Source organism: Haloarcula nitratireducens (assembly GCF_019599505.1).
The window spans coordinates 28,208-51,849 of record NZ_RKLT01000021.1; the positions used below are offsets into that span (position 1 = coordinate 28,208).

General features: G+C 49.5%; 10 protein-coding genes and 1 pseudogene. 6 read left to right on the top strand and 5 right to left on the bottom strand.

Going from position 1 to position 23,642, the window contains the following annotated elements; translation table 11 throughout:
- Positions 1-282: 282 nt before the first annotated feature.
- From EGH23_RS21865 to EGH23_RS21880, 4 genes are all read right to left on the bottom strand, one after another.
- Positions 283-4,995: a DNA translocase FtsK gene (locus EGH23_RS21865; RefSeq protein WP_220582115.1), complete on the bottom strand. Its 4,713-nt coding sequence runs from the start codon at positions 4,993-4,995 to the stop codon at positions 283-285.
- The gene (locus tag EGH23_RS21870) at positions 4,992-6,479 is read right to left on the bottom strand and encodes a methylation-associated defense system protein MAD7 family protein (RefSeq protein WP_220582116.1); all 1,488 of its coding nucleotides are present in this window, start codon (positions 6,477-6,479) and stop codon (positions 4,992-4,994) included. Before EGH23_RS21870 ends, EGH23_RS21865 begins: the two co-directional genes overlap by 4 nt.
- Positions 6,476-8,017, bottom strand: coding sequence for a hypothetical protein (locus EGH23_RS21875; RefSeq protein ID WP_220582117.1), 1,542 nt, complete (start codon positions 8,015-8,017; stop codon positions 6,476-6,478). The genes EGH23_RS21870 and EGH23_RS21875 overlap by 4 nt, the downstream gene beginning before the upstream one ends.
- A 69-nt stretch (positions 8,018-8,086) precedes the next feature.
- On the bottom strand, positions 8,087-10,336 hold the full coding sequence (locus EGH23_RS21880) for a Druantia anti-phage system protein DruA (RefSeq protein ID WP_220582118.1): 2,250 nt from the start codon (positions 10,334-10,336) through the stop codon (positions 8,087-8,089).
- A 564-nt stretch (positions 10,337-10,900) separates the two neighbouring features.
- On the opposite strand from EGH23_RS21880, the gene EGH23_RS21885 reads away from it, so the two are divergent.
- The 4 genes from EGH23_RS21885 (at position 10,901) to EGH23_RS21900 (ending at position 20,307) form a co-directional block, all read left to right on the top strand.
- Complete coding sequence (locus EGH23_RS21885) at positions 10,901-12,184, top strand: hypothetical protein (protein WP_220582119.1); 1,284 nt, start codon at positions 10,901-10,903, stop codon at positions 12,182-12,184.
- Entirely contained in the window at positions 12,181-14,004 is a 1,824-nt protein-coding gene (locus EGH23_RS21890) for a hypothetical protein (RefSeq protein ID WP_220582120.1), read from the top strand. Before EGH23_RS21885 ends, EGH23_RS21890 begins: the two co-directional genes overlap by 4 nt.
- A gap of 113 nt (positions 14,005-14,117) precedes the next feature.
- On the top strand, positions 14,118-19,436 hold the full coding sequence (locus tag EGH23_RS21895) for a DEAD/DEAH box helicase (RefSeq protein ID WP_220582121.1): 5,319 nt from the start codon (positions 14,118-14,120) through the stop codon (positions 19,434-19,436).
- Positions 19,437-19,443: 7 nt separating this feature from the next.
- Positions 19,444-20,307, top strand: coding sequence for a PD-(D/E)XK nuclease family protein (locus tag EGH23_RS21900; RefSeq protein ID WP_220582122.1), 864 nt, complete (start codon positions 19,444-19,446; stop codon positions 20,305-20,307).
- A gap of 188 nt (positions 20,308-20,495) precedes the next feature.
- Here EGH23_RS21900 and EGH23_RS21905 read toward each other — a convergent pair whose 3' ends face one another.
- Positions 20,496-20,711, bottom strand: a complete 216-nt coding sequence (locus tag EGH23_RS21905; RefSeq protein WP_220582123.1) for a hypothetical protein — start codon at positions 20,709-20,711, stop codon at positions 20,496-20,498.
- A 261-nt stretch (positions 20,712-20,972) separates the two neighbouring features.
- On the opposite strand from EGH23_RS21905, the gene EGH23_RS21910 reads away from it, so the two are divergent.
- Entirely contained in the window at positions 20,973-22,835 is a 1,863-nt protein-coding gene (locus EGH23_RS21910; RefSeq protein WP_220582124.1) for a DUF262 domain-containing protein, read from the top strand.
- Between the two features lie 163 nt (positions 22,836-22,998).
- A pseudogene (locus EGH23_RS21915) lies at positions 22,999-23,642 on the top strand (IS630 family transposase); the annotation flags it as partial.

A 23,642-nucleotide genomic window follows, 5' to 3' on the forward strand; every position in this document is an offset into this window, starting at 1 on the left:
GTTTTCCTCCTTTTTAAATCAAATCACTTCGAGAGCCCGGATCAATCGCCAGATGTCTATCTTTCTTAGAGAGTTATATTCAGAAGATAATACTATATAATATACTATGTAAAAATATAATATATTTATTAAATAATACATAAATAAAAGAAGGGCAGAGATACCGAATCTGTTTTATCCCTATATATAGTGGATCTCATGATTTCTTATATAGGTGACTAATTTTGTATCACAGCATAGCATGGCCTTTTACAATTCATGTTGGTTATATGACTAAAATAGTCAGTTCGATACGTCCTCAACAAGATCTCTGAGATAATCTGGTTCGACCAGCGTCCCTTGGAGCCGGGTAAGCGAGTCTGTTTCTTTGAATAGCATATCGCCATTCCCGCCGAGTCCCTCAGCACCAGATTCGTCAAGAATCACTTGTGAATCAGACGCAGAGGGCAATCGGAAGGCCACTCGCATATCGAGGTTCGCTCGGAGATCAGTGTCGATAATTTTCGCACTCGGTCGCTGTGTCGATATCACGAGGTGGATACCCACGCTTCGGGCCTTCTGAGCGATTCGGCGAACATTCGTCTCGAACTCATCACTCTCGCTACCCAGACTGTCAATTAGATCTGCGTACTCGTCGATGATGACGACTAACGGACGAATCGGATCCTCCGCACGCTCGTTGTGATCCTTGATGTCGATGCTACCACTTTCACCCAGTAGCTGTGTTCGCCGTGGAATCTCTTCTTCGGTTATCCAGTGGAAAAGTTCTGCTGCGTCCTGACTCTCCGTAATTACTTGGTCGTGTTCCAGATTGGGGAGTTGGTTGCAGAACATGAAGTTCGTGAGCTTTGGATCCACGATGGCTAACCGAAGCTCATCTGCATCGAATCGCTTGAGGAAGCACGTCAGAATAGAATAGAGGAACACTGTTTTCCCACTCCCAGTAGTGCCACCCACGAGCATATGTGGAGCTTCGTCAAGCGAGGCGATGAGGCTCGTCCCAGCTGGCTCAATTCCGGCGATGAACGGGAGTTCACTTACCGTCAATTCTTCACGAGCAGGTAAGTCAGAGAGATAATCTTCAATGGGAACCACCGCAGTGTCCTCGCGGGGCACGTCAACAGCCACGTACTGCGTTCCAGGAAGCCGATGAACAATCGGTTCCTGTTCAAGCGCCATCTCTCGAGCAATATCTTCAGACCGGCTTTCAAGCGGTCCCTGTCCCTGGCCACTGGCTAACTCAACTTTATATCGAATCAGGTTGGGGCCGACCTCAACCTCATCTGGATCAATATTATCGATATCGATGTCAAAGTCATGAAGTACTCGCTTCAAAGCTTCAACCTGATCGGTATATTCCTTGGGATCCCCAAATTGCACCTCTTCAGCAGTCGACGTAGCTGGAGGCTTTCTCTTCTCTGTCTTGCTATCGGTCTCTGATTCCTGAGAGGGTGAGTTCTCGATGACTTCCTCGCCCTCTTGGTTGTCCGATGATGAGTTCTCTATAGCCGATGCCGACTCATCAGATTCTTCAGTCCCAGTATCCGCATTTTCTGGTTCTGAATCAGCCTTTTGTCGATCGTCGAAATCATCGGTGCCATTCATTAGAAGGCGAACGATGGTGTCCTTCGGAAGGCGAGTCACCTTGATTGACTGCATTTCGTCAGTGACACAGTCATCAGTTGACTCGCTGGCACTCTGATTATTAATCTCTACTGACATTATTCGAGAGGTCACGGTAAGCTGCTCGTCACCACGGAACACGTTATTGATCCGATCGACCCACTCATTTTTGTCCCCTGAGACATCGCGACCGATAAGTTCGTAATAGAGTTGCCCTCGGAGCGCCTCCCGGCGTGGCGGAGTTGTGACGTTATCGTCCCCTTCGAATAGACTACGGATGGTGTTCGTGGTCTTGGCTAATTGGTCTGCAGCATCCCCGTCGACGACCGTTTCGCCGCCTTCCTCATATACCTGGAATGCTTGGTTAGGTTCGTCTAGTGACTTTACTTCAATAATCTCTAATTTGAGTCCGTTCTGGGCGTCTGGCTGCAGAACGACGAAATCTGCGCGACGGTTGGTGTCACCGAAGTTCAACCAATTTCGAGTCCGTGGATCGTCAATTGAGAAAATGAGTTTCGGCTCTTCGTAAGTCTCCTCAAGCCAATGGACCGCGATAATTGCACCTAGAAGACCCTTCGAGTTCCGTGAGTGTTGGCTACCGATGGTTTCCTCCGTAATTAACCGAAGGAGGCCACTACGCTCAGTATTTGCAATCCGAGCAGCGATTTTCTCGACATCGGCCTTGTCTGGCGCAATCGGATATTCATTGAGAATTCGTTGGAGCGTTCGTGTGAAGAGATCCAAATCATTTGAGTAGATAGCATAATCACGATCGCCTCGACGCTCCTTTGAGATTAGATCTTCCTCCCAGAATGGGTCGGAGTTCATAGAAGGAGTCGACAAGCACGTCCAAATTGAATGCTGTTCGAGTTCTTGAACGACTTCCTGTTCGATAGTTAGTTCGTGAACACCAGCGTTGTGTAGCGATTGTCGAGTACTATTGCGTTGGTTTACGAGGTCTTGGTACTCAGAAAAGAGCTTTCCTTCTGTAGAGGGGCTAATATTTATCTCATCTTCAAATGCATCATAGTCATACTCCTTTGGGACATACAGGGGATTTATCGAGGTATTCATATCCCGTTCGAACTCCTCGATGAAGAAAGACGACTGGTCGTTGACGACTACCAAATGACGCTGGTGCTCACCTAGATGGTCAATTAGTCCCTCGTAGTTCGCGCATTCCTTCGTGCGGATACTGAACGCTTCTGGATCCCCTTCTGGTCCGAAGAGGTTGATAATCGTTTCTTCTTCGTTGGATGTCGTTCCAGAGAGAATGCTCTTCTGATCCCCATCGATATACACGAATTCAACTGTGGCTCCCTGAAGCCTACCGTTCTCTGCTGCCTCGGCGATCGATGTGAGGAGATGATGGGGTTGAATTGGATCGACTACAGTAAGTTTCAGGTGGCGCGTCGACGGCGGATAGGCTGCAGCAAATTTCTCAAGTAAGTAGTCCCAGAGATATGCATTATCGCCGGGCTCCGCACGGTCAGCTTCTGTATAGACTGGTAGTGTCCCCTCTTCCTCAGATTGAATAAAGTACGTCTCTTCTTGAATGAGCCGCCCTCCTCCAACGGTAATATTTGACAAGACATGGGGCTGTTCTTCGATTGTCTCTTGGAGGAACTCCTTGTCTTCTTCAGAGAGTTCCGATTCCTTCTCAGTAACCTCTTTGGCGAGTTCTACATATTTCCAGAGATGGAGTGGATGGAGCGGCGAGAGAACCAGTTCTCGGCTGCTCTCCATGTCAAGGACTATCGTATCGAGGAGAAGAAAATCCGAAAGGAGACGCGGCGCTCCCTGTGAGCTTGCATCTTGCAGAGCACGATATTTTTTGTCGAGTTTGTCCTGTGTCGTTCGGTAATGTTCGAGATAGGCTTCTGCTGCCTCTAGTAACTCTTCATCTCCTAGCAGTCGAATTAGGGGACTGTGAATTAGCGATGGCAGTGCATCAGTGAGATCTGCCCGCGCTTCGATGTATCTATCAAAGGATTCCACGATCGATTGGAATTCCTCATTCTGATTTGCGAATGAACGGAGCTTCCGGAAACTACCTTCGTCATCATCTACTCGGAAATATTCGACATCCAGCGTCGTGAAGTCCGTAATTACGTCTTCACGCGTTTCGCCACCATGAACGATACCTCCAAATTGATCAGCGGTAACAAACTGGTCTAAGAAGTGGGATAGATCGGTCTGTGTGTCGATTTGGAGTTTATTATCATCACCAAAGTCGAACTCGACGGTTTTTTCGTTTTTCTCTACTGCATTCTGGATCTGCTCATCGAACTCGCTCGAGAGGACTTCTAGTTCGTCTTCTCTATCCTCAAACGCTAACTCTACGCCGACACTGGCGTCGTCTGTCCGCCGATTATAATCACTCCGGCTGCGGCCGGATGATGTTTCGCTCTCTCCACTAGTAGTCTGATCGTCCTTATTCTCATCTTCATCTGGTGTGGCGGAGACACGTTTAGAAGTGATACTTAATGCGTCACGAACTCTATCGAATTCAAGGTCACTCAACAGCGAGTCATTACTCGTCCGCTGGAATCGCCGCAATCGGTCGATGAACTGAGCTTGCTCTGCTCGGTCATCCTCAGCTTTCTTAATGCTATTTATGAGTCGCTTCCGATCTCGGTTTGTAACGTGAATCGTACGGTTCAGGATTTCAGCATTCTTTCGCAAGCGCCCCTCAACTTCAGACGTATCCTCAAGTAACTGGGGGTCAGTGAACAGTCCCAGAACATTCAATTCCTCACCCAAGGCATCGATAGAAGCTTGGTCCGATGATTTCAAACAGTTTACTGCATATTGAGCGATTGCTCTGAGGTCGAGGTTCGCTCCGATATCGTCCTCAATCGCTTTCCAAACTGCTTGGGATGGTTGGTTCCCTGCGAATTCGTTTCTGGCTGCCATTAGGGAACAAAGTATCTTTCGTACTTTTCCTGGTGGGAGGCTAGATAATCGGTGGAGTGAACCCAATTTTGGGGGGTTACCCCGAACTATTCCGACGATCCGGTCAGGAACTATTTCGCCATTCCAGTCAAATTCAGTTTCCGATCCATTTCGCCACTTAATTGCCGTGGATAATTCGTCGGTCGCTCGAATCGAAGTTCCCTCACAAATATCGGAAAGTGCGTCGAGATCTGCCTCGGGAACCCCGACCATCACGAGACCGATCGTGCGGTTTGTATTCTCATTAAGGGTTTCAATCATCGTTTCCGGGGAGAATTCTGGTGGAGACTCAACCATCACCCCGAGTTGTTCGTTTTCAATCTCCGTGGCGATAGCCGTTCCGTACGCCTCGCCGAGTAGGATGTGGCTCTGTGCGTCGCGACTTAGATCTGAACGGGGGAGTTCTTGCAGTCTCATTGTGCAGTCGTGGAAACGATGGTGACGCCATCAGCGTACTCATGTGCGAAGCCAAGATCGATAATCGCTTCCTTGAATCTCTCGTAGTTGCGATTCGATAGGGGATCACTTTCTACGGCACTAGCTCCAATCGAAATATCCCACTCAGTCAGGTGATCCCGATCGTCTTCCGTGCCGCCTACAATTATCCCATAGCGCTCTCGGAGACGCTGGCAGAGTTCCTGCAAGGCAACTTGTTCATTGGGTTCAATTACTGACAGGATAATTGCCTCAAGCACTTCTGGATCAGGTGCGAATCGACGTTCGTTGGCTCGGTTTCCTCGGGGTTTGAGGATGCCTGCACGCCAACCAAAGGTTTGGATGGTGTCCACAGGGGTGTACGTTTTGTATCGAGACTGGTGGATCGCATCTGTGACCGTATTAACTAGACGGTCGAAGACGTCATCCGCTGGATCCCCTTCGAAAAGGTACCGAAAGGTTTCGTAATCCTCGTCCCGTTTGGAGTCGCTTTTTCGGTTGAGGTCCAGCAACTTTCGATCTTTGATTTGCTTCATAATGCCGTCTTCATCGTACTCACTTTTGTCCCGGTAGCCGCGCGTGTCCAGTTCAGCTTCGACACCAAGTCGAGAGGCAGAATGTACTGCGGTTCCTACTGCATCATAACATTCGAGACTGGCATCAGCCACGGGACCATTCTCTTCTCCAGTATAGTTGAAGACCAAAGGTAGCCGAGTGTCACAAGCATTTTCTGCTGATCGAATCTCATTGTGGCGATTCCCCATATAACTGTAGAGAGCGAAACCCGCAAATTTGACTACGCGACGCAGGTCACGCGGATAGTTCGTTGCACCTCCTTTTGGCTGCTTCAGGTGTTTAGCAAGGGTTCCAAATCCAGTTGCGAGATCATGGGCAATCTTTTCTTCTTCAAGAGGATTATCAACATCTGGTCCATCCCAGGATTTGACGGTCGCGGAATCCATCTGTGCATCCTTGACTAATGGTCGGAATAGAACCGAGATACTATCATGGTGGTCATTGAGCTGATCATTGAGTTTTCGCTGAAGATCTGCGTCGGCTTCGACCAATAAGTGGTAGAGGAATCGCCCTACGGTCACGCCTGCGGTCGGATTAATAACGAACCAATCACTAGAACAAGTTGGCGCTGACCCCCGCTGTGAAGCGTACAATGCATTGTCATTTGCTAAGACCTTACGGAGGGTTTGCCGGATCTGATCGAGTCGTTCATCCCGTTTTCGGGGATCAATTTCGAATTTCTCCTTAATTTCTTCTGGGAGCTCTTCAGACGGCGTTTTCCCGGGTTTCTCAACGAATTTGAAAAGGGCTTCAGGCGAGTGTACGTGGCCCAGTGAATGGCTGAATATGACCTGCGCGACGTGCACCGGCTTGAGTGAGCGGCTTGTAGCCTTGAACCCGAATGCCCACTCCGATGCGTCTCCGTTTACTTTGTTCAGTTCCATGCTCATTGTCGATAGATATCGTCGTTCACGTCGATCTCTTCGACTCGGCCAGTTTCCGTGTCTTTCACAGAGATTAAGCCAGCTTCCTCACTGTATGTCTCGTGATATTCAATTTCCTCCATGAATTCCAGTATTTGTTGTTCTATATCGCGACTTCTGAGAGTATATGGAATGTCTGCATCAAGGGCTCCCAGAGCACTATACAGTGACCGGTTGACTTTGAGCCGGATCGAACTCTCGTTGTTTATATATTCTAGCGCGAAGTGGTCATTGGTGTATCCTATGGCATCAGCTAACTCAGGATGGAGCTTCGGTTCCCGGATTTCAAAGTCTGACTTTGGAACAGTCGTCCGAGATACTAGCGCCAAAGAACTCTTCGAACGGTAACTATGCGAGAGCCATAATTGAAGCTCTGACCGTTTTGAACTATTTGGACGAAAGTACCCATTCAGCATCTTGATGAGTTGTTCCTTGGTCCCCTCTATGGACATCCCGTTCCGGTGATGGAGAAAATCATACTCCATATTTTGGAATAGGTTCCGGCTCTCATATCCAATATCCATTTGCTGGTCCTCAAAGAGGAACTGGCGCTTTTTCTCCGTAAATAGTGGTTCAACAACCTCAGTTGCATCATCGCGATCTGAGAAGTCTGCGTCGCGTTCGGCAGCTGCCCAGAGCCGGCTGTCGACAAAGGGATGTACTAAATCAGGAGAAGTAAACCGTTTTCGCGCTAGATCGAATACTGCTCCAGAGCCCTCGAACGCGAGATTATAATACTTCAACTCCTCACCAAAGTCAGTTTGACATTCTTTCAGGCCCGCTGTAAGAGTATAGCACAGGAAGTTTAGAAGATCACGGACCGTTGTGTGAACATCATAGTTGCCTAACTCCGTAAGGAAGTCCTCTAGATTCTCTCGGATTCGGTCGTTTTGTAACTTTTCTGCATTATATTGGATGTGGCACTGGCCAGAGTGGTTGTGCCCCTCCAACGCAAACTCGTTGACGAATGTCCGGACCGCCTGTGTAACTAAGCTATGAGTCAGGACATCACGATTGTTGAGATCAACGACGACGAGGTCGGAGAAGTCGATATCATCTACCTCTGAGTCGCTGTAGACGGTTTGGTTCTCCAATTGGCGACGAACAGTTTGGAGAAAGTCGTACTCCTTACCGTGTGAGGTTGCCATCTCGTAGAGCGGCCCATCGTTAATCGCAAGTACCCCTGGAGTTCCCGCGTTGTAAGCCTCACTCCACTCCTCAAGAAGTTCAGAATAATCGGCGTACTCTGATGCATCGAGAAGATAATAGTAGTCTTCATCCGGGTATTGATCCTGCCGCATCAGAATATGTTGCGTTTTTCCGTCACCAGGATTTCCAGTTAATACAACTTGCTTACCTTCATCTAATGCATCTTCAAGGAAATTGTCGAGATCGGTTTGAATATGGATTTGGCGTCTTTGATGTGGCGTAAGACTTTCAGCGAAGCCTCCTCGCGCTAATTCGGCGAGGAATTCCTTACCTGATTGCGTTCGTTCGGAGGCCATGTGTTTCGTGATGTTTATGTCCCGCTTTTGCGCGAATATATTACTGCCGGTTACGGAATCGACAATTCTTCAGAAGTCGGTGAGAGAATGGTTTTGGAAATCGACCTCGTGTCCTAATCGAAGGTCCTCATCCTTCTCGAATCCTCGAATGTCCTCTAGCACCCACTCTTTTTGGACGCGCTTGCTTACCCAGCGTTGCTTCCAATGATCATAGATCTCTTGTTGTTCGGCCTCAGGATCTTCAAACGGCCAGAAATAATTGGGCTCATCACGGAGTCCAAAGAGAAACTCTCGGAAGTCAGATGCTAATGGTACAGCATAAATCACTCGTGGCGACTCGTGTTTTAGAAGTTCGCCATCAAGCTTCAGATTCTCTAATCCTCGCCGAATTTTCCGCATCTTCGGCGCAATTCCTTCTCCAAACCGTCCTTTCACCGCTTTCCGATTCTCTAGCATCTCTGTTACTTGGGCAAGTCGCTTCCGAGCACTAGGGCCAAATTGGACCGACCCATACCCACTTGTTTTCCCAATCTCTTCGTACTCAATTTTGCCACCAGGAGTTGGCACTCGAACACGGTCATACTGCGCGCTCCCAACTTGAAAGAGCCCCGTTGTATCCAGAAATACGAGTTCATTATTCTTGATTATGGGTTCGCCTTTCATCGAACTCGCGATTTTTGACTTGTAGCCCTCATACTTTTCCCGGTAGTGATTGATGACTTTTGGACCAGTCAACGCCATTGCTACTAGCTTGCCACCCAAGATATGATTGTACGGCGGAATCGCACCACATACTTGAATGTTCATCATTCCTGCGCCGACTCGCCGTTTCTTTATCTCCTTGAGTGCCGTCCTAAGCGCTCGCTCTCCTCGGTCGGATTCTAGGGATGTCTCGATGAATTTCTGATCGTCCTCGATGTCGTTTTCCAAAAAGTATTCTCGATCTCGGAGAAGTTTTTGGAGGTTATGTGCTCGCTTCTTGACAAAGAGTGCGGTTTCACTCTTCTCTTCCCAACTGTCAAGCGACTCAGGGTCTTTGTCTTTAATGTTGATGTCTTCTAATTGCCCAGGCGTGAGACCGAATTCTGAAGGATCGAAGACATTCTCGTGATTCTCTGGATTGTCAACCTCCGATACTAGCGGTGGCTTCTCCTTGAATACGTACGTTCCTAGACCCTCTAATTGCTTTAGACGTTTGAACGCCGTATCGCTCGCGATCTGGAAGTCCTCTTCAGAGAGATCCTCGAACCAGCCAATAAAGTCGTCATACCGAACCTGATTAATACTCTCATCGATAGCGGTCTCAACTGCAGATCGAAGCATCGAGCAGTATTCATCGATGCGTTCTTGCCACTCACTCTTGGTCTCAAGATAGTCCGTAATTTCCCGCGTTCGGGTCTGTTTTTCAGGAGTCCGTTCCTCTTTAGGAAGCTGTTCCTCGATCTCTAGTGTCCGCTGTTTACGCTTGAGTTCTTCCTGCACTGCATCAATTCGCCACCCAATATGTTTATCTCGTGCCCGAAGATTCATCATCGAACTCGCCAGTGAAGCGATGCCAATGATGGGATGGTGATCACGAGCTGCATCACGGATGAGGAAATTAATGTTCCGGCCGGGAACCTGATTGTACGGGGTTAGCCAGGTGTACCGGAAGTATCGCCAGATATCATGGAGATCGAGGCCAGTATGCTCGTCTTCAATGCCTCTTTCGGCATGTTGAACATAGGGACGAATTGTGGTATCGAGTTCATCAATGATCTCCTCTCGCTCCAATTCACTGAGGGGAGCAAGGTCCTGATAGAGTGCTTCGCCGTCAGCAATCAAGTCTGTTACGTCAACTTGTTCACCGTTCTGGCGGTCCGGCGTTTCCATCTCCCGGATGAACCGACGCACTGACTCGTCATCGAATTGGGTCCGTCGTTCCTTCTGAAGAATCTCGCGCTCATGTTCTTTGTAGGCTTGTGGATCATCTGAAAAGCGACCTGGATCTGGTGAATGAAGCCGTACTGGTGGGAACCCGTCGATCTCGTTTGGGTTTTTTTCGACGTGATATCCAATTTCAACGAGGTCGTGTAGTGCTTCGAGAACAGCTAGGTACTTAATACGTTCATTGTACGTCTCCATCCGCTCTTGATCATATTTCGGCGGATTTTCGGGAATATTATCCTCAATATCATTAATTTTAGCTGATATTACTGTCTCTGTATCATTTGGCGATTGACAAATACGATCACAGAGTCGGTCGAGATCTTTGAGATACTCCTCAGTCAAGTCGGGTTGAAGGAGGTGTACCGAGGATTCATCATATACTTGAGCCATGCTAAATGAGGTCGCTTGGGTATTGCAGTCTGAGTGAGCTCAGGTGCATAAGACTACCGTTCGAAGAACCGAGTTAGACGTCTCCAATTTTGCGTCTCATTGCCATATTCTACTAAGTACTTACTTTCCACCCTCCAGTTCAATTTGCTGAATCTCCTGAATCCTACTATCTAAGATACCGTATCAGCTATTCCGGCAGTATTTCGGCTATCAATTAGACTGCCTACCTGATATTCAAATACTATAATCTAGAAGGAAAGTTTATATTCTCATACTTATCATGAGTCAGGTAGTGTCATATCAAGGCAAACTAATTGAGTCCATTTCAAGGAGATGGGGTGATTAATTATGGGCGAAAATTCGATTCCGACAGCGCTTGATCCACATGGGAACGAGGTGCCGATATCTGAAGCACAGCGCCGAAAACTTGATTATTACATCTGTCCAAGATGTGGCGAATTCCTGACCCCTCGAATTGGGTCTCAGCGGCAATACTTTGCTCACAAGATAGGTGTGCTTGATGATACTGACTGCGAGTTATCGAGCCGTGGGGGTGTCCAAGAGATGGTCGATGAACTTCGGGAATCCGATATTGAGTCGACCGAACGAGAGCGCACTATCCGCCTTCATATAGGGGAACACCACGATGGACAAATCGATTGTTTCGGAATTATTCCCTCTCTAGAGTGGGATCAATTGCCGATGAACGTCGACGTGAATAACCTCTTAGATCAGGTCACTATTTCGGCAAGCGGAGTTGAGAGGCCACCTGTTGCCACGAATTTTCACCCGACAGAGTCCGAGGTTCGGTTCCAGATCGATCCACAAGCCGACAAGTTCGAGATCCAGATTAAGGGACCAGACGAACTAGATGCCATTACTGGTGACTGGACAGCAGACGGGTTGGCTTCTGGTGACATTTTTGTTGGGGATCAGAGTCGGGCTAGGCGGCATCGTTCACAACGCCAAGTGAAGGAAGGTGAGTGGGTCTACCTTATCACCAGCCCGTTACCTCGACACCTACCTGATGTCGTGACAACACACTCCCTTGGTGAAGTGACCGTACTAGCGTTTCCTGCCAGAGAAGCGACTGAAGATTTACTCGAGGACTACGGCGACGGGCTTACCACGGACAACTATGGCTTCGATGCAGACGTGATTCTTCCTGCACACGCGCATCCAACCGTGGAGGCACCAATCTATGGCTGGACTGAAGAGACCGTTTTAGTTGGAGTGACACCAGATGATGAGATTGATCCAGTATTCGAGGTTGTTACAATCCCGAAACGGGCCGGCAGCGTAATTGATCTCGATCCGACGGGCCCAGGGAATCCTCGGTATTATCGAACTAAAGTACCGGAACATGGCTCGCGGCGTATCAGTATCCATCAGCGAAATTCCAGCCGTCATCGTATGGTGCATCTCCACGCAGTGGCGACCGCTGACAAGATGCCTTCACTGGATACAGAAACCAATGAATGTGGCATCAATATCGAGGATGGTGCTGATACATACGAGTTACGACCCCTAGGTGAAGACCAAACTCATCAGTTCGGCGCCGAGTATAATCCACATTTGTTCCCAATGGAGTTTGCCTATGTTGGTCCGGAAGGATTAGAACTAGAATTGAACGCGGAGTTCGTCGCTGAGGCTCCATTTGGTCCGACGATTACCGAGTTTACTACTGATCCCGAGTCGGTTCCTGAGGACATTGTCCATTGGGTAATGAATGGATGCTCATCTGTGCAAATCGAATTTGATGGCATTGGGTCGGTCACACTGGAGTTCGCTCAACCGGCGTTGGCGACGACGCTTGACGATGGTGAGGTTTCGACTGAATCCGTATGATGACAAGGGAATTAGAATCCGATGACGAGTTTGTAGCGACCATCGACTACGTGACTAAGAATAGTATTGGGTCCGTCAACTATCATGGAAACCAGATCAGTATCGGTCCGGTGAACTGTGAGAAGGGGAGAGAAGTCCAAGTGAGATACCTCGGCCGACATGAATCACTTGGCCGGGACGTAGGGTTCGCGCTTTGTCTAGATGAAGATATCCTTGGACCAGAATACGACAAATGGGTACGGAAGGTGATGGATGCACTACTACCTGATCGCCCCCCTGAAGTTGGTGAAGTTACGTATGCTGAAATCAAGGAAATACAAGAGCGCAATCTTGGCGTAGCCATACTTGGTGGCGAGCGAATTCAACTCGGGCCAGTATACGCACAGGAAGGTGATCTGGTTAGGATTGTTGGCGTGACTAATACCTGTGCAGAAGTGCGTGACAATAAGGCACGGGGCGAAAACTACGCTACTAGGTTCAAAATTCTCTCGAAACAAACAACTGAGCTTCCGGTTGATATCGGTGATGAAATCACGACAGTAATCGCTGAAGGAGATGAAAACGCTCTTATCGGGTATGTTGGCGATGCGCCTATCAAATTCCCTGGACACGGTGCTGAAATTGGACAGAAAATTGATGGGCGCGTCACCGGTTTCGAAGGTGATCGATTAGTTGGCGAGATTACGGAAACGTACGATGAAGTCGGCCGAATTGATGAATCAACCCACTGGGCTCGGATGCAGTGGTTACAGAATGCCGGGTTTGACGAGGAGCCATTTCGCGAGTTCGCGGTCGAATTCATTGGTGGTGATCCACAAAATCTGCCAGCTTCGGATGAGCGGCTGCGGGATGCGCTTGTTGCGGAGGGAATCAGGCTCGGTATCGCGGATAAATTGCGTGGTGCGGACAGCGAGACCGCTCGAACGCATATCTCCGGGCTTCGACATTGGGTTGTTCACAAATTGGCAGCCGTCCTAGATGATCCATCAGCAGAAGAGGGAACAGACTGGTTCCGAGATATTCTTTGGGACCGAAAAGGACCAACCTTGACATTTCTTGGAGATGTCTTGCGACTCGCCGAGGGTTACTATGCACCAGCTCCCACTCGAGCGATCATGACTAGCGAAAGCGAGGCAGTACTTATCTCTGGCAAACCTAGTCGGGTGTTTCTCGATGCGGGCCTCTCACTAGAATTCCGAGGTATTGCACGGGTAATAACCAATACTAGCCGAGATGAATTGAAAGACCACGATATCCCGGTACAATCGAGAGAGGAGTATGTTGGAATTAATGGGTTGGAGTTGTTCACTGAAGAGGCCCTGGTTGAGTTCGTTGCTAAACAGCCTCGGGAAAACTGGGGACAAGACACAGATTGGGAGGCATATACCGGTCGCTACGGATTCCAGCATGAGGAAAACCCACTTGAAGTCCAGCAAGACAACGGAACGAAACTCAGCTTCTGGCGGGTGCCTGTCGAATACGGTACAGATACTTATCAACTGAAAGTAATGCCTGAGGAGAGTGACAGTGCCGCTATGATTAGTGTGCCCTCTCGCTACCGGAAACACGTCTGTTTGCTGCTTGATTCACTGGGCGGCCGTCAGCAACACGTAGACTTGCAAACGGGCACCCAAGAAAACGTCATCGTCAACTGCGACTTTGCCCCGCCCCGACCGCAGATGCGATGGTTGTATGCAGTCGGTGCCGAGTGGCTAGAAACCTCATCCCAGATGCTTCAATGGCGGATCAGAGCTGAGAGTGCAGAATCGGTCAAAAACATATTCGCGCAACTTCCGGTGTCAATCACTAATAATACATAACAATGCAATCAATTAAAGAAGTCTCAGACAAACTCGAGAACGACTTACAACAGTATCTTGAAGCAACATACCATCTTCGCCATCCTCGACTGCTCAAAGAACGGCGAGCATTGATGAACGACGGCGAAACGTCGACAGAACCTTGGGTTGAAGCAACGCCTACCTATGTCCCGGGCGATCAGCTCCGGGATCTAAACCTTCCCGACGAAGTCGTGGATCTGCTCAAGAATCTCGAAGACGATAACCTCGAAATCTTCGATCCACCATACAAACATCAAGCAGATGCGCTACAATCGTTTTTCAACGATGAGGACGATCTGATTGTCTCTACGGGTACTGGGTCAGGGAAGACAGAGATTTTCTTGTATTCGATTTTAGGACAGTTAGCACAGGAAGCGGCACGCAACAATACTGCAGAGCAACGAGGAATCCGGACACTGATTTTGTATCCGATGAACGCGCTTGTTGCTGATCAGCTCTCACGGATGCGCCTCCTCTTCGGCGATCCAGCCGGTGCTCAAACGATTGAAAATCAGATGGGCCGACGGGTGCAATTCGGCATGTATACGAGCCGAACGCCATATCATGGCGAGTTCGATACGGATAGAAATGATAGCATGGTGAAGCCGGTCATTGACCGGTATTTAGACCTTCAGGATAAGAAGCCAGACTTATACAAGGAACTCGCCGACAAAGGTCGGATTCCGGCCAAGAACCTCGAAGGGTTCCGAAACTTCGGCTCTAACAAGGAAACGCAATTCCAGACACAACCCGGTGATCCGGAGTTGTTCACTCGACAAGAGATGCATACTTCAAACCCACATGGTGGGACCCCGGACATCCTCATTACGAATTACTCTATGCTGGAGTATATGCTCCTGCGACCGATCGAGCAGCCGCTATTCGAGGATACCCGTGAGTGGCTTGCGGAAGACGAAGAGAATGAACTCACGGTCGTTCTTGACGAAGCTCACCTCTACCGAGGGGCACAAGGAGCTGAGGTTGCGCTCCTATTGAGCCGGCTCCTACAGAAACTCGAGATCCCGCGGGACCGCGTTCGGTTCATTCTGACAAGTGCCACGATGGGAGATAATGTGGAAAAGGCAGCTCCCGAATTTGCAGCCGAGCTTACAACGGGAGAGCCTGACGAGTTTGCTGTTATCACTGGTGAACAAGAAGAGTACAATGGTGGCCAACCTGCAGATTCGCGAACTGCTGAGTTGTTACAACGAGTTGGCTACAAGCTTACGGACCCATCAAAAATACGAAATCTAGCCAGTGAACGCGATTGGGCGCCCTTAGAGACTGATAATCTCGAAGAGATACGGTCATATCTTGCAGAGCAATTGAGAACTGACCCGCTCTTTCGGTTAGCACACAGTCACCTACGAGAGGATCCAGTTCCGCTAACGGAACTGGCAACAGACCTGTTCCCAGACATTGATGAGGAATTAGCTAAGGAAGCCACCGGAAACTTCCTCTATCTGTGCACTGAGGCACGACGTGGAGAAGAACAGGCGCTTCTCCCGACGCGACTACATATGTTCCTTAAGGGACTCCCGGCACAGTATGCGTGTGTCAATCCCAATTGTAGCGGTCGTCGAGCTACAGATGGTGAACCACTGCTTGGCAAGTTATTCTCCAACCCACACCGAGTGTGTCCCGAATGTGAGAGCCGCGTCTTCGAACTAATCAGTCACCGGACGTGCGGCGCAGCATACCTGCGTGCGTATCGACGACCAGACGATACTGAGGGTCCGACATTCCTCTGGACAGACCCAGAGAACAGGGAGGACATGGATGAGTTACACCTTCTGGTTGAGAAGCCCCGCGACGACCCCACTTCCGGTCCTGCGAACGGGCGGTCACTCGCGGATACAACTAGGTCCCGCAACCTGTCTATTTCATCAGGCCACCTAGTTGATGATCGGTATGTTAGTGACGATGAAACGACGACACACATTGATGTATGGGTGCCAACAGAGGAGCCACCTGAAGAGGGCGACCCATGGAGTTGGACGCAGTGTCCAGCCTGTGGTATTCAAGAACGACGTCGAAACGGTGATACCAAGGTCGAGGATTTGGTTACGAAAGGTGAGGAACCGTTCGCGAATATCGTCCGCTCGATGTTCGGGATTCAGCCAACAGATCCGTTGAAGTCAGAATTTCCGAACGAAGGTCGCAAAGTATTATGTTTCTCTGACGGACGACAAAAGGCAGCACGACTCGCTCGTGATCTCCAGGCAAACGTCGAACTCGACTCATTCAGAGAGGTAGTGACCGATATCATTGGCTCTCATGACGGTGAGCTCACTATGGACCGACTATTTGCGGAATTTGCTGTCTACTGTCGACAGAATAATATCGTTTTCTTCGATGACAGCGATGAATATGCGAATCAAAATGGCGTGCAGTACCCTGGGTCACGATCTCGTTTTGAAGAGATCCAGGAACGGCTCGATGAGATTGTTGATGAATACTTCCTTGGTTCCATTGATGAGATTCCAGAGGAGCCAACAGCGCGTAATGCGATTTCGGAACGACCTAAGCAATATGAAGAAGTTTTGCTTCGATCGCTGGGCGATGAATACTATTCGATTCCAGCTGCGCTGATTGGTTTCCTACGGCCAACGGAGTCCGTACTTGAAGAATACGAGGAGCAAGTGTCTATAGAGCCAGATCTGTTACGGAGTATCTTGATCGAAACCCTTCAGCATGCGTGTCAGGAACGGGCCTTCGATGAAGACATTGAGGCACGGCGGCGGTCGAAGTCCTATACCTATAATAAATGGATCAACCCGGATGAAGTCGGGGTAAATCATAGTGAGTTGATTCCGGAGTATATCGAGGACTCAATCGGTGCAGCAGTCTCTGACGACGAGTGGCGAGAATTGAAGAGAGCGATGATGACAACGGAACCTATGCTGTTCGAATCAAACGTTCATGGGAATTATCTTGTCAATCCTGAAGCGACAACGATCGAATTACGGCTCGACGATAATTGGTATCGATGTAAGGGCTGTTACAGGTTTTCTGTGGTCTCGCTCAACGACACCTGTCCGCATGATGGGTGCAGTGGAACGCTCACTGAAGTCGACGACGATGATATCCACTTACAGGCCCGGAAGAGTTTCCTTCGAGAACCACCGCGCGAAGTACTCCACGGTGAGCGGGACCCACTCACCCTTCGGTCTGAAGAACATTCTGCGCAGTTGAGTGCCAAGGACAACTCAGAGGCATTCTCTCGATCTGAACAGTATGAACTCCTATTCCAAGACATCCTCGTTGGTGACGCCGAGGCCGACCAACCAATCGACGTACTGAGTTGTACGACAACAATGGAGGTGGGTATTGACATTGGAAGTCTCACAGGCGTGGCGATGCGTACAGTGCCGCCAGGACCGGAGAATTACGAACAGCGGGCAGGCCGTGCGGGCCGCCGTGGTGCGGGGCTGTCAACTATCATCACCTTCGCAGATAACTCGCCGCACGAGTCGCACTATTTCAACAACCCAGCAGAGATGATCACAAGCGATGGTAACGAACCAATCATCTACGCAGGTAACGAAAAGATCGCGCGTCGACACATCAACGCGTCGTTACTCGCACGCTATTTCGATCCATTGGCGGTCGATACCGGTGCTGATGTATTCCGTTCCTTGAGCACGACTCAAGAATTCTTCGAGAATGATGGCACACAGACATTAGGCAACTTCGAAGGGTGGCTGGAAGAGCAGATTTTCACGGACTCGTCCGACGTACTGAACCGATTGGGTAATCTGTTGCCAGAAGCATTAGGCTCGAACCGCCCACCAGGATGGCGAACCGAGTTCGTTCAATCGACAGCGCAAGAGTTCAACGATGAACTCAGACGGCTCCAGCAGCGGGCCAATTGGGCCGAAAAGAGCGAGACCGACGAAGATCTCTTATCGGTCTTGCTGGATGCAGCACTCTTGCCGACGTTCTCGTTCCCAACAGACGTGTGTGACTTTATTGTCCGAGGTAGCGAACAGGGTTCGAATCGCCCGAAAACAAAATATGAAATGTCGCGCGATCTCAAACAAGCTCTCTCAACCTACGTTCCGGGGCGAGAGATCGTTGTGGACAAGAAAACATACGAGTCCTACGGCGTGTACTTCAAATTCGCTGATGATCCGGTAAATCGTGCTGAGAGTGAAGATTGGGATGACCTCGGCTGGTTAAATTGGTGCCCTGTCTGCGAGACGGTCTACAACGAGCGCGATCTGCCCCTAAATGAGGACGGGAAGATGTGCCCAGTGTGTGAAGAAGCCGAGATCGAATCATTGCAGATGTATACTCCTCCTGCATTTGCGCCCGAAGTTGACCAATACGGTGCGCCTGAAGAGGGCTCAGATTATAATGAGGAACGCGTCTATGCAACTCAGCCGAAATACCCGCTTACGACTACGTCACAGGATACTGATGAAACAACAGGATTAGACGAACAGAAAGAAGTCGGACCGTCGACAGTTGGAAAGCTGAGTGATGAACCGCTACTTGTTGCGAACTTCGGTCCAGATGATGAGGGCTTCGAGATCTGTACGCAGTGTGGAGCAGTAAGTCGGGGCGGGCAACTGACATCTCCACATAATCGTCCCTATCCCAAGGATCCACGTTTCCTTGGTAGTGACGAGTATGAGTGGGAAGACCAGTGTTCCTCTGAGTCGACAGTTACTACGAGTTTCAGTCACACCTTCAATAGCGACCTCACAGTATTGCAGATCCCACTGAATGAAAAGATGCGGTTCGTGCCCTCGGCAGAGTGGTTTAACACCTCTGCTCAGTCGCTAGCTGAAGCCCTGGTTATGGGGGCATCTCGAGCTCTTGGAATCGAAGATAATGAATTGGAAGGTGGATTCCGGACGCGGTCTGCTGAATATATCGATACCGATGGTGTTAGAGGATTAGTTGAAGTATTCCTTTTCGACACCACTGCAGGAGGAGCTGGCTTCTCATCAAAAGTCTGGGATCAGTTCGACACAGTCCGTGAGGAAACGCGGGCAATCCTGGAAGGCTGCAGCTGTGATTCCGCGTGTCATAACTGCTTACGACGTTATGGCAATCGTCACCTCCACGATTCACTTGATCGACATCAAGGGTTGGCACTCCTGGATTACGCTGAAACCGGCGAACCACCGACACTGAATCAAACAAAAGTGCAAGGACTCGTTGATCAATTGGAGCGGTCGCTTCAACTCAAAGAAGATGGGATACACATCGCACACTCTCCTCACGACACAGAGCAGTGGATAGTTGAAGGGACGGCATCATCTCTGTCATTTAGCGTGCGGTCCTGTCTACGAACCCCCCGTGATGGGGAGACAGAACACCTTGATGCCGACTATTCGGATTATCAACTTTCCCATCAGTTGCCAGATGTTGCATACTCGATCATCGATGGGCTGAACTGACGGTAAGATGGGTCACGAACAGCCATTCGAGTATCCGCCGTGGTCGTATTCTGCAGCCACGGTCTTTGATTCTTGTCCTCGTCGCTTTTATTATCGCCATCTACCGACCGAGGCAACCACAACAGGAACTAAAACAGGAAATCAGAGCCCTGTGTTTCATTCGCTCGGGGCTCTCATCGGGGTGGTCGTACACGAATGCATCGCTCAAAAAATCGACCGCTGGAGAATTGGTGAATCTTTGAGTTACCAAGCGGCAGAGACAATGACGAGTAAGAAACTCGAAGAGTACATACTAGCCAATACTGAATCGCTGGCTCAAATTGATACGAAGACGCATGAGGAAAAAGCAGTTGCCGAAGTCATTGAGAGAGGAAAATCGGTTGCTCATTCGCATTTAGACTGTTTCTATAGGATTATCTGGCCACAGTTTACTGCTCATCAATATCTTCTCCATGAAGCCTATCGATCATTCAAGATCGATGGATCTCCGGTAGCGGTACGTCCTGATCTCTGTACGCGGGATTCTGAGGAGAATTTCGTGGTGACTGATTGGAAAACGAGCGATTCAGATCCTCTTAGTGCTCCCTCTTTACAGCAACTCGTCTATGCGCTCTGGGCCTACGAAGAGTATGAACCAGAAATAGAGCGAATCATTGTCCAGTTAGTCCATACTAAAAATGGAGAATTTGACTGCAGCCGGTTCGGGCCAGAAGATCTGGTAGCAATTAGAGAACGAATCCAAAGTGACCGACAGGAGTGGCGAGAAGCTGAGACGATAGCTGACTATCAGCCGTGTCCCGAATTAGCGAAGTGTAGCAGTTGCCCATATGTGACGCGCTGCCATGCTGGCCAACAGGTGCTTACTGAATAATGTAGAGATTCCCGGATTATCGGATGCAAACATTATTCTGATCGCTTCTCTTTGTATAAGTCTATCAATATCGAGGCAGCTACAAACTATTAGAGCGAGTTGCTTCTCACCCAGAGATACGAGCGTAGTGTTCGTTCTAATGGGTGGCAGCCTTCATTATGGTCTGAGAGAAACAAAGATCTCAAAACCTATGATTCAGTTGGCTCTGCCATGATGAGATACTCATGTTCGTGTTCTTCAAGAACCTCAACCATAATTCCCTCCACTTCTCGGGCGGCTTCCAACGTATCCTTCGGAATATAGGTAGTCACTTTCTCCTCCTGCACATGGATATCGTCGCGGAGGACGCCATCAATTCCGGCGAGTTGATTAACAATGTTCTCAGAACCGGTTTCGGGGGCCATTATTGGTCTTCCTGAACATAGAGGACCGGGTAAAATAATATTGGGGGTTGTAATGAAGAAGAGCGACTTTGGGTGTGGCTCACGGCAAAGAGTCGACTCCGCTATGTGATACCAATTATGAGTAGGGAAACTATCAAATGCAAATTACCACGCTCGTCATTAAAAGCATCCCAAATGCTATATTACCAGTAGACTACAAAGAAGACCCCAGCCATTTATCACATTCCATCTCTATTCAGTGATATTGGAGTTTGAAAGGACATGTCTGAAACCAATACTGTCGCAGAGACCCTCCCACAGCTGAACGAGTCGTTATTCATTCCGTGTTTGCAACGAGATTACTGCTGGAGTCAGAAGCAGGTCGAAATGCTTTGGGACTCGTTGCTCCGTGGGCTTCCACTCGGATCCCTGCTTGTATGGGATCGGAACATCGAGAATCGCGAAGACCCCGCGTATCAATTCATCAGACACTACGTCGATGAGCGAGGCTATTCACACGAGAAGGAGGTCCGTCGGTATAGCAAACGCCTCCCGAATTTCCCGGAGTCGTACTCGCTCATCCTTGATGGCCAACAACGGCTGACGTCATTCTATATTGGCCTCTACGGGAGTTACACGACGCGAATCCACGGCGCCTGGAAACAAAACGAGAGTTCGTACAACCGCCGCCATCTGTATCTCGACCTGTTCTCTGGCGATGATAGTGACAGCCATGACCGTGGTCTCGTTCACGAGTTCGATTTCAGAAAGAGCGGCGGACTCAACAGCGCGGGCGATAGTTATTGGCTTCGTGTAGGGACACTTCTAGACGATACTCAAGAGCTCACAGAAGCTGCGTTCCTCGATCAAGAGCAATTCATAGCCAAGGTCAAAGAGGAGTTACCGACGTCGCTCAGCGACGTTGAGAGAAGCAACGCAATAGATAGTGCAGAGCAACTCTGGCGCGGTGTCAATGAACGGGAGGCCATCCTCTATCAAACGACACTAACTGACGAAAAAACCGCACGAGAGTTGTTCATTCGACGGAATAAGGGTGGAATAGAACTCTCAGGCGTCGATATTTTGCTTGCGCTTCTCACTGGATACTGGGAGACAGTCGAGGACGTAGGGGCACCGAAAGATGCGAAAAATGAAATTGAGGAGTTCACCGAACGACTTTCCGGCGACGAACGGCTCTCAGAGGAAGGCTTTACGTTCGGCAAACGATTCACACTCAGGACGCTGCTCTTGCTTTCCGGTGAGACCCCCTCGTTCAGAAAAGACGGCCGATACGACGGTGACTTACTCTCAAAAGCAGAGGAGATCTTCCGTGATGACGAATTCGAACAAGCGGTGAGGGATGCATTCGAACTCGCTGCGGACCTCGGGTTCCACAATGCAGCGCTTTCGAGCAAGACGGTCGTTACACCCGTCGTCCAATTCCTCTACGAAACCGACTACGATACCACAGGAGACAACGAGGAAATCCACTATTGGCTCGCCACAGCGGTTCTAAATGGTATCTTCGGTGATATCGGATCACAGCGAGTGCTAGAAACGGCCCGAGAGCACATCCAGGAATCTGATGGACACAAGTTCCCTGCGGGAGCGATTTTAGCGGATTTGAGTGGCCGGGGAACGACAACGCATCTCGATGAAGAGGTACTCGACACTCTACTCGACGAGGTCAACTATCAGTCCGGATCGCGTCGAAATGTCTTACTGACACACTTATATGGATCTGACCGGCGTGCTGGCCATACTGCGTACGAAGTGGACCATATTTTCCCGCGGGGGAAGTTAGCCAACAGAGAGTATCTTGAAGAACAGGGTGTTGCTCCTGAAGCAGTAGACTGGTACAAAGAACATCGAGACCATATCGCTAACCTACAGCTGCTCAACGGTGACGGAGCAAACCAGTCGAAAGGAGACCGAGACTTCAGCGAGTGGTTAGAGCGAGTAGAAGAGGGTGAAGTCGGTAGTCTAGCTACCAAGAAGGAGTACTTTGAGACTCACTGGATACCAGAGAATGAAGCACAGCATGAGTATCCACAGTTTGAACAGTTTCTGATGGCTGAATCGGGACGAAAGCAGTCTATCAGAGAGCAGTTGAGACAGACACTCCCACTCAGGAATTCGGTCTAACACGACGGGATCTGGTTTTTGCCGAGGTGAAACGGAGGATACGCTAATTAATGAGAAGTCTGACCGAAGATACAGACGCTACCTGACCCGCCAGACGACAAGAGTACGGTTTCTGCTATAGTAATCGTTAGAACTTTCCGCCCGTAGTACGTTGAGTGATGTAATGGACCATCTTGACGAGATCTCCGTCAAGGAACTTCAAGACGCTCTCGACAACGTGGACGGAAACAAGCCGACACAACGGTTGTTAGCGGCAATCGCGTACAAAAATGGTGTCACGCAGACCGAACTTGCTGAGTGGCACGACACCGGTCGAAGAACGATCTATAGCTGGCTCAAGCGACTCGACACCGACGAGTCGCTTGAGCAGGCTGTAACTGATGATAAGAGAACTGGTAGAAAGAGAAAATTATCAGATTCAGAGCAACAAGAGTTCCAAGAGACTGTTCACGAACCGCCCGAAAAAGCTGGGATTGACGCGCCGGCGTGGACGCCGGCGCTCGCTCAAGACTATCTCGAAGAAACGTACGGTGTCACGTATTCAATCCCGAGTTGTCGGCGGTTGCTGAAAGAAGCGGGATTGAGCTATCAAAAACCGCGCCGGAAAGCCGCCGAAGCCGACGAAGACGAGCAAGAGGAGTTCCACGACACTCTCAAAAAAAGCGGCGGGAGATGGACGCCACCGTAGTCTGTATCGATCAAACCAAGAAATCCGTGCAAGTCGAGCCGCGTGCCGCGTGGTTTCCACGCGGCACGCGACCCTCCGTCGAACTTTCTGGCCAACGTGACTGGACGTGTCTGCTAGGC

Bases quoted from the DNA above. Each gene is read 5' to 3' on its own strand.
- EGH23_RS21865 (WP_220582115.1), bottom strand. From the start codon at position 4,995: ATGAGACTGCAAGAACTCCCCCGTTCAGATCTAAGTCGCGACGCACAG.
- EGH23_RS21870 (WP_220582116.1), bottom strand. From the start codon at position 6,479: ATGAGCATGGAACTGAACAAAGTAAACGGAGACGCATCGGAGTGGGCA.
- EGH23_RS21875 (WP_220582117.1), bottom strand. From the start codon at position 8,017: ATGGCCTCCGAACGAACGCAATCAGGTAAGGAATTCCTCGCCGAATTA.
- EGH23_RS21880 (WP_220582118.1), bottom strand. From the start codon at position 10,336: ATGGCTCAAGTATATGATGAATCCTCGGTACACCTCCTTCAACCCGAC.
- EGH23_RS21885 (WP_220582119.1), top strand. From the start codon at position 10,901: ATGGTCGATGAACTTCGGGAATCCGATATTGAGTCGACCGAACGAGAG.
- EGH23_RS21890 (WP_220582120.1), top strand. From the start codon at position 12,181: ATGATGACAAGGGAATTAGAATCCGATGACGAGTTTGTAGCGACCATC.
- EGH23_RS21895 (WP_220582121.1), top strand. From the start codon at position 14,118: ATGAACGACGGCGAAACGTCGACAGAACCTTGGGTTGAAGCAACGCCT.
- EGH23_RS21900 (WP_220582122.1), top strand. From the start codon at position 19,444: ATGGGTCACGAACAGCCATTCGAGTATCCGCCGTGGTCGTATTCTGCA.
- EGH23_RS21905 (WP_220582123.1), bottom strand. From the start codon at position 20,711: ATGGCCCCCGAAACCGGTTCTGAGAACATTGTTAATCAACTCGCCGGA.
- EGH23_RS21910 (WP_220582124.1), top strand. From the start codon at position 20,973: ATGTCTGAAACCAATACTGTCGCAGAGACCCTCCCACAGCTGAACGAG.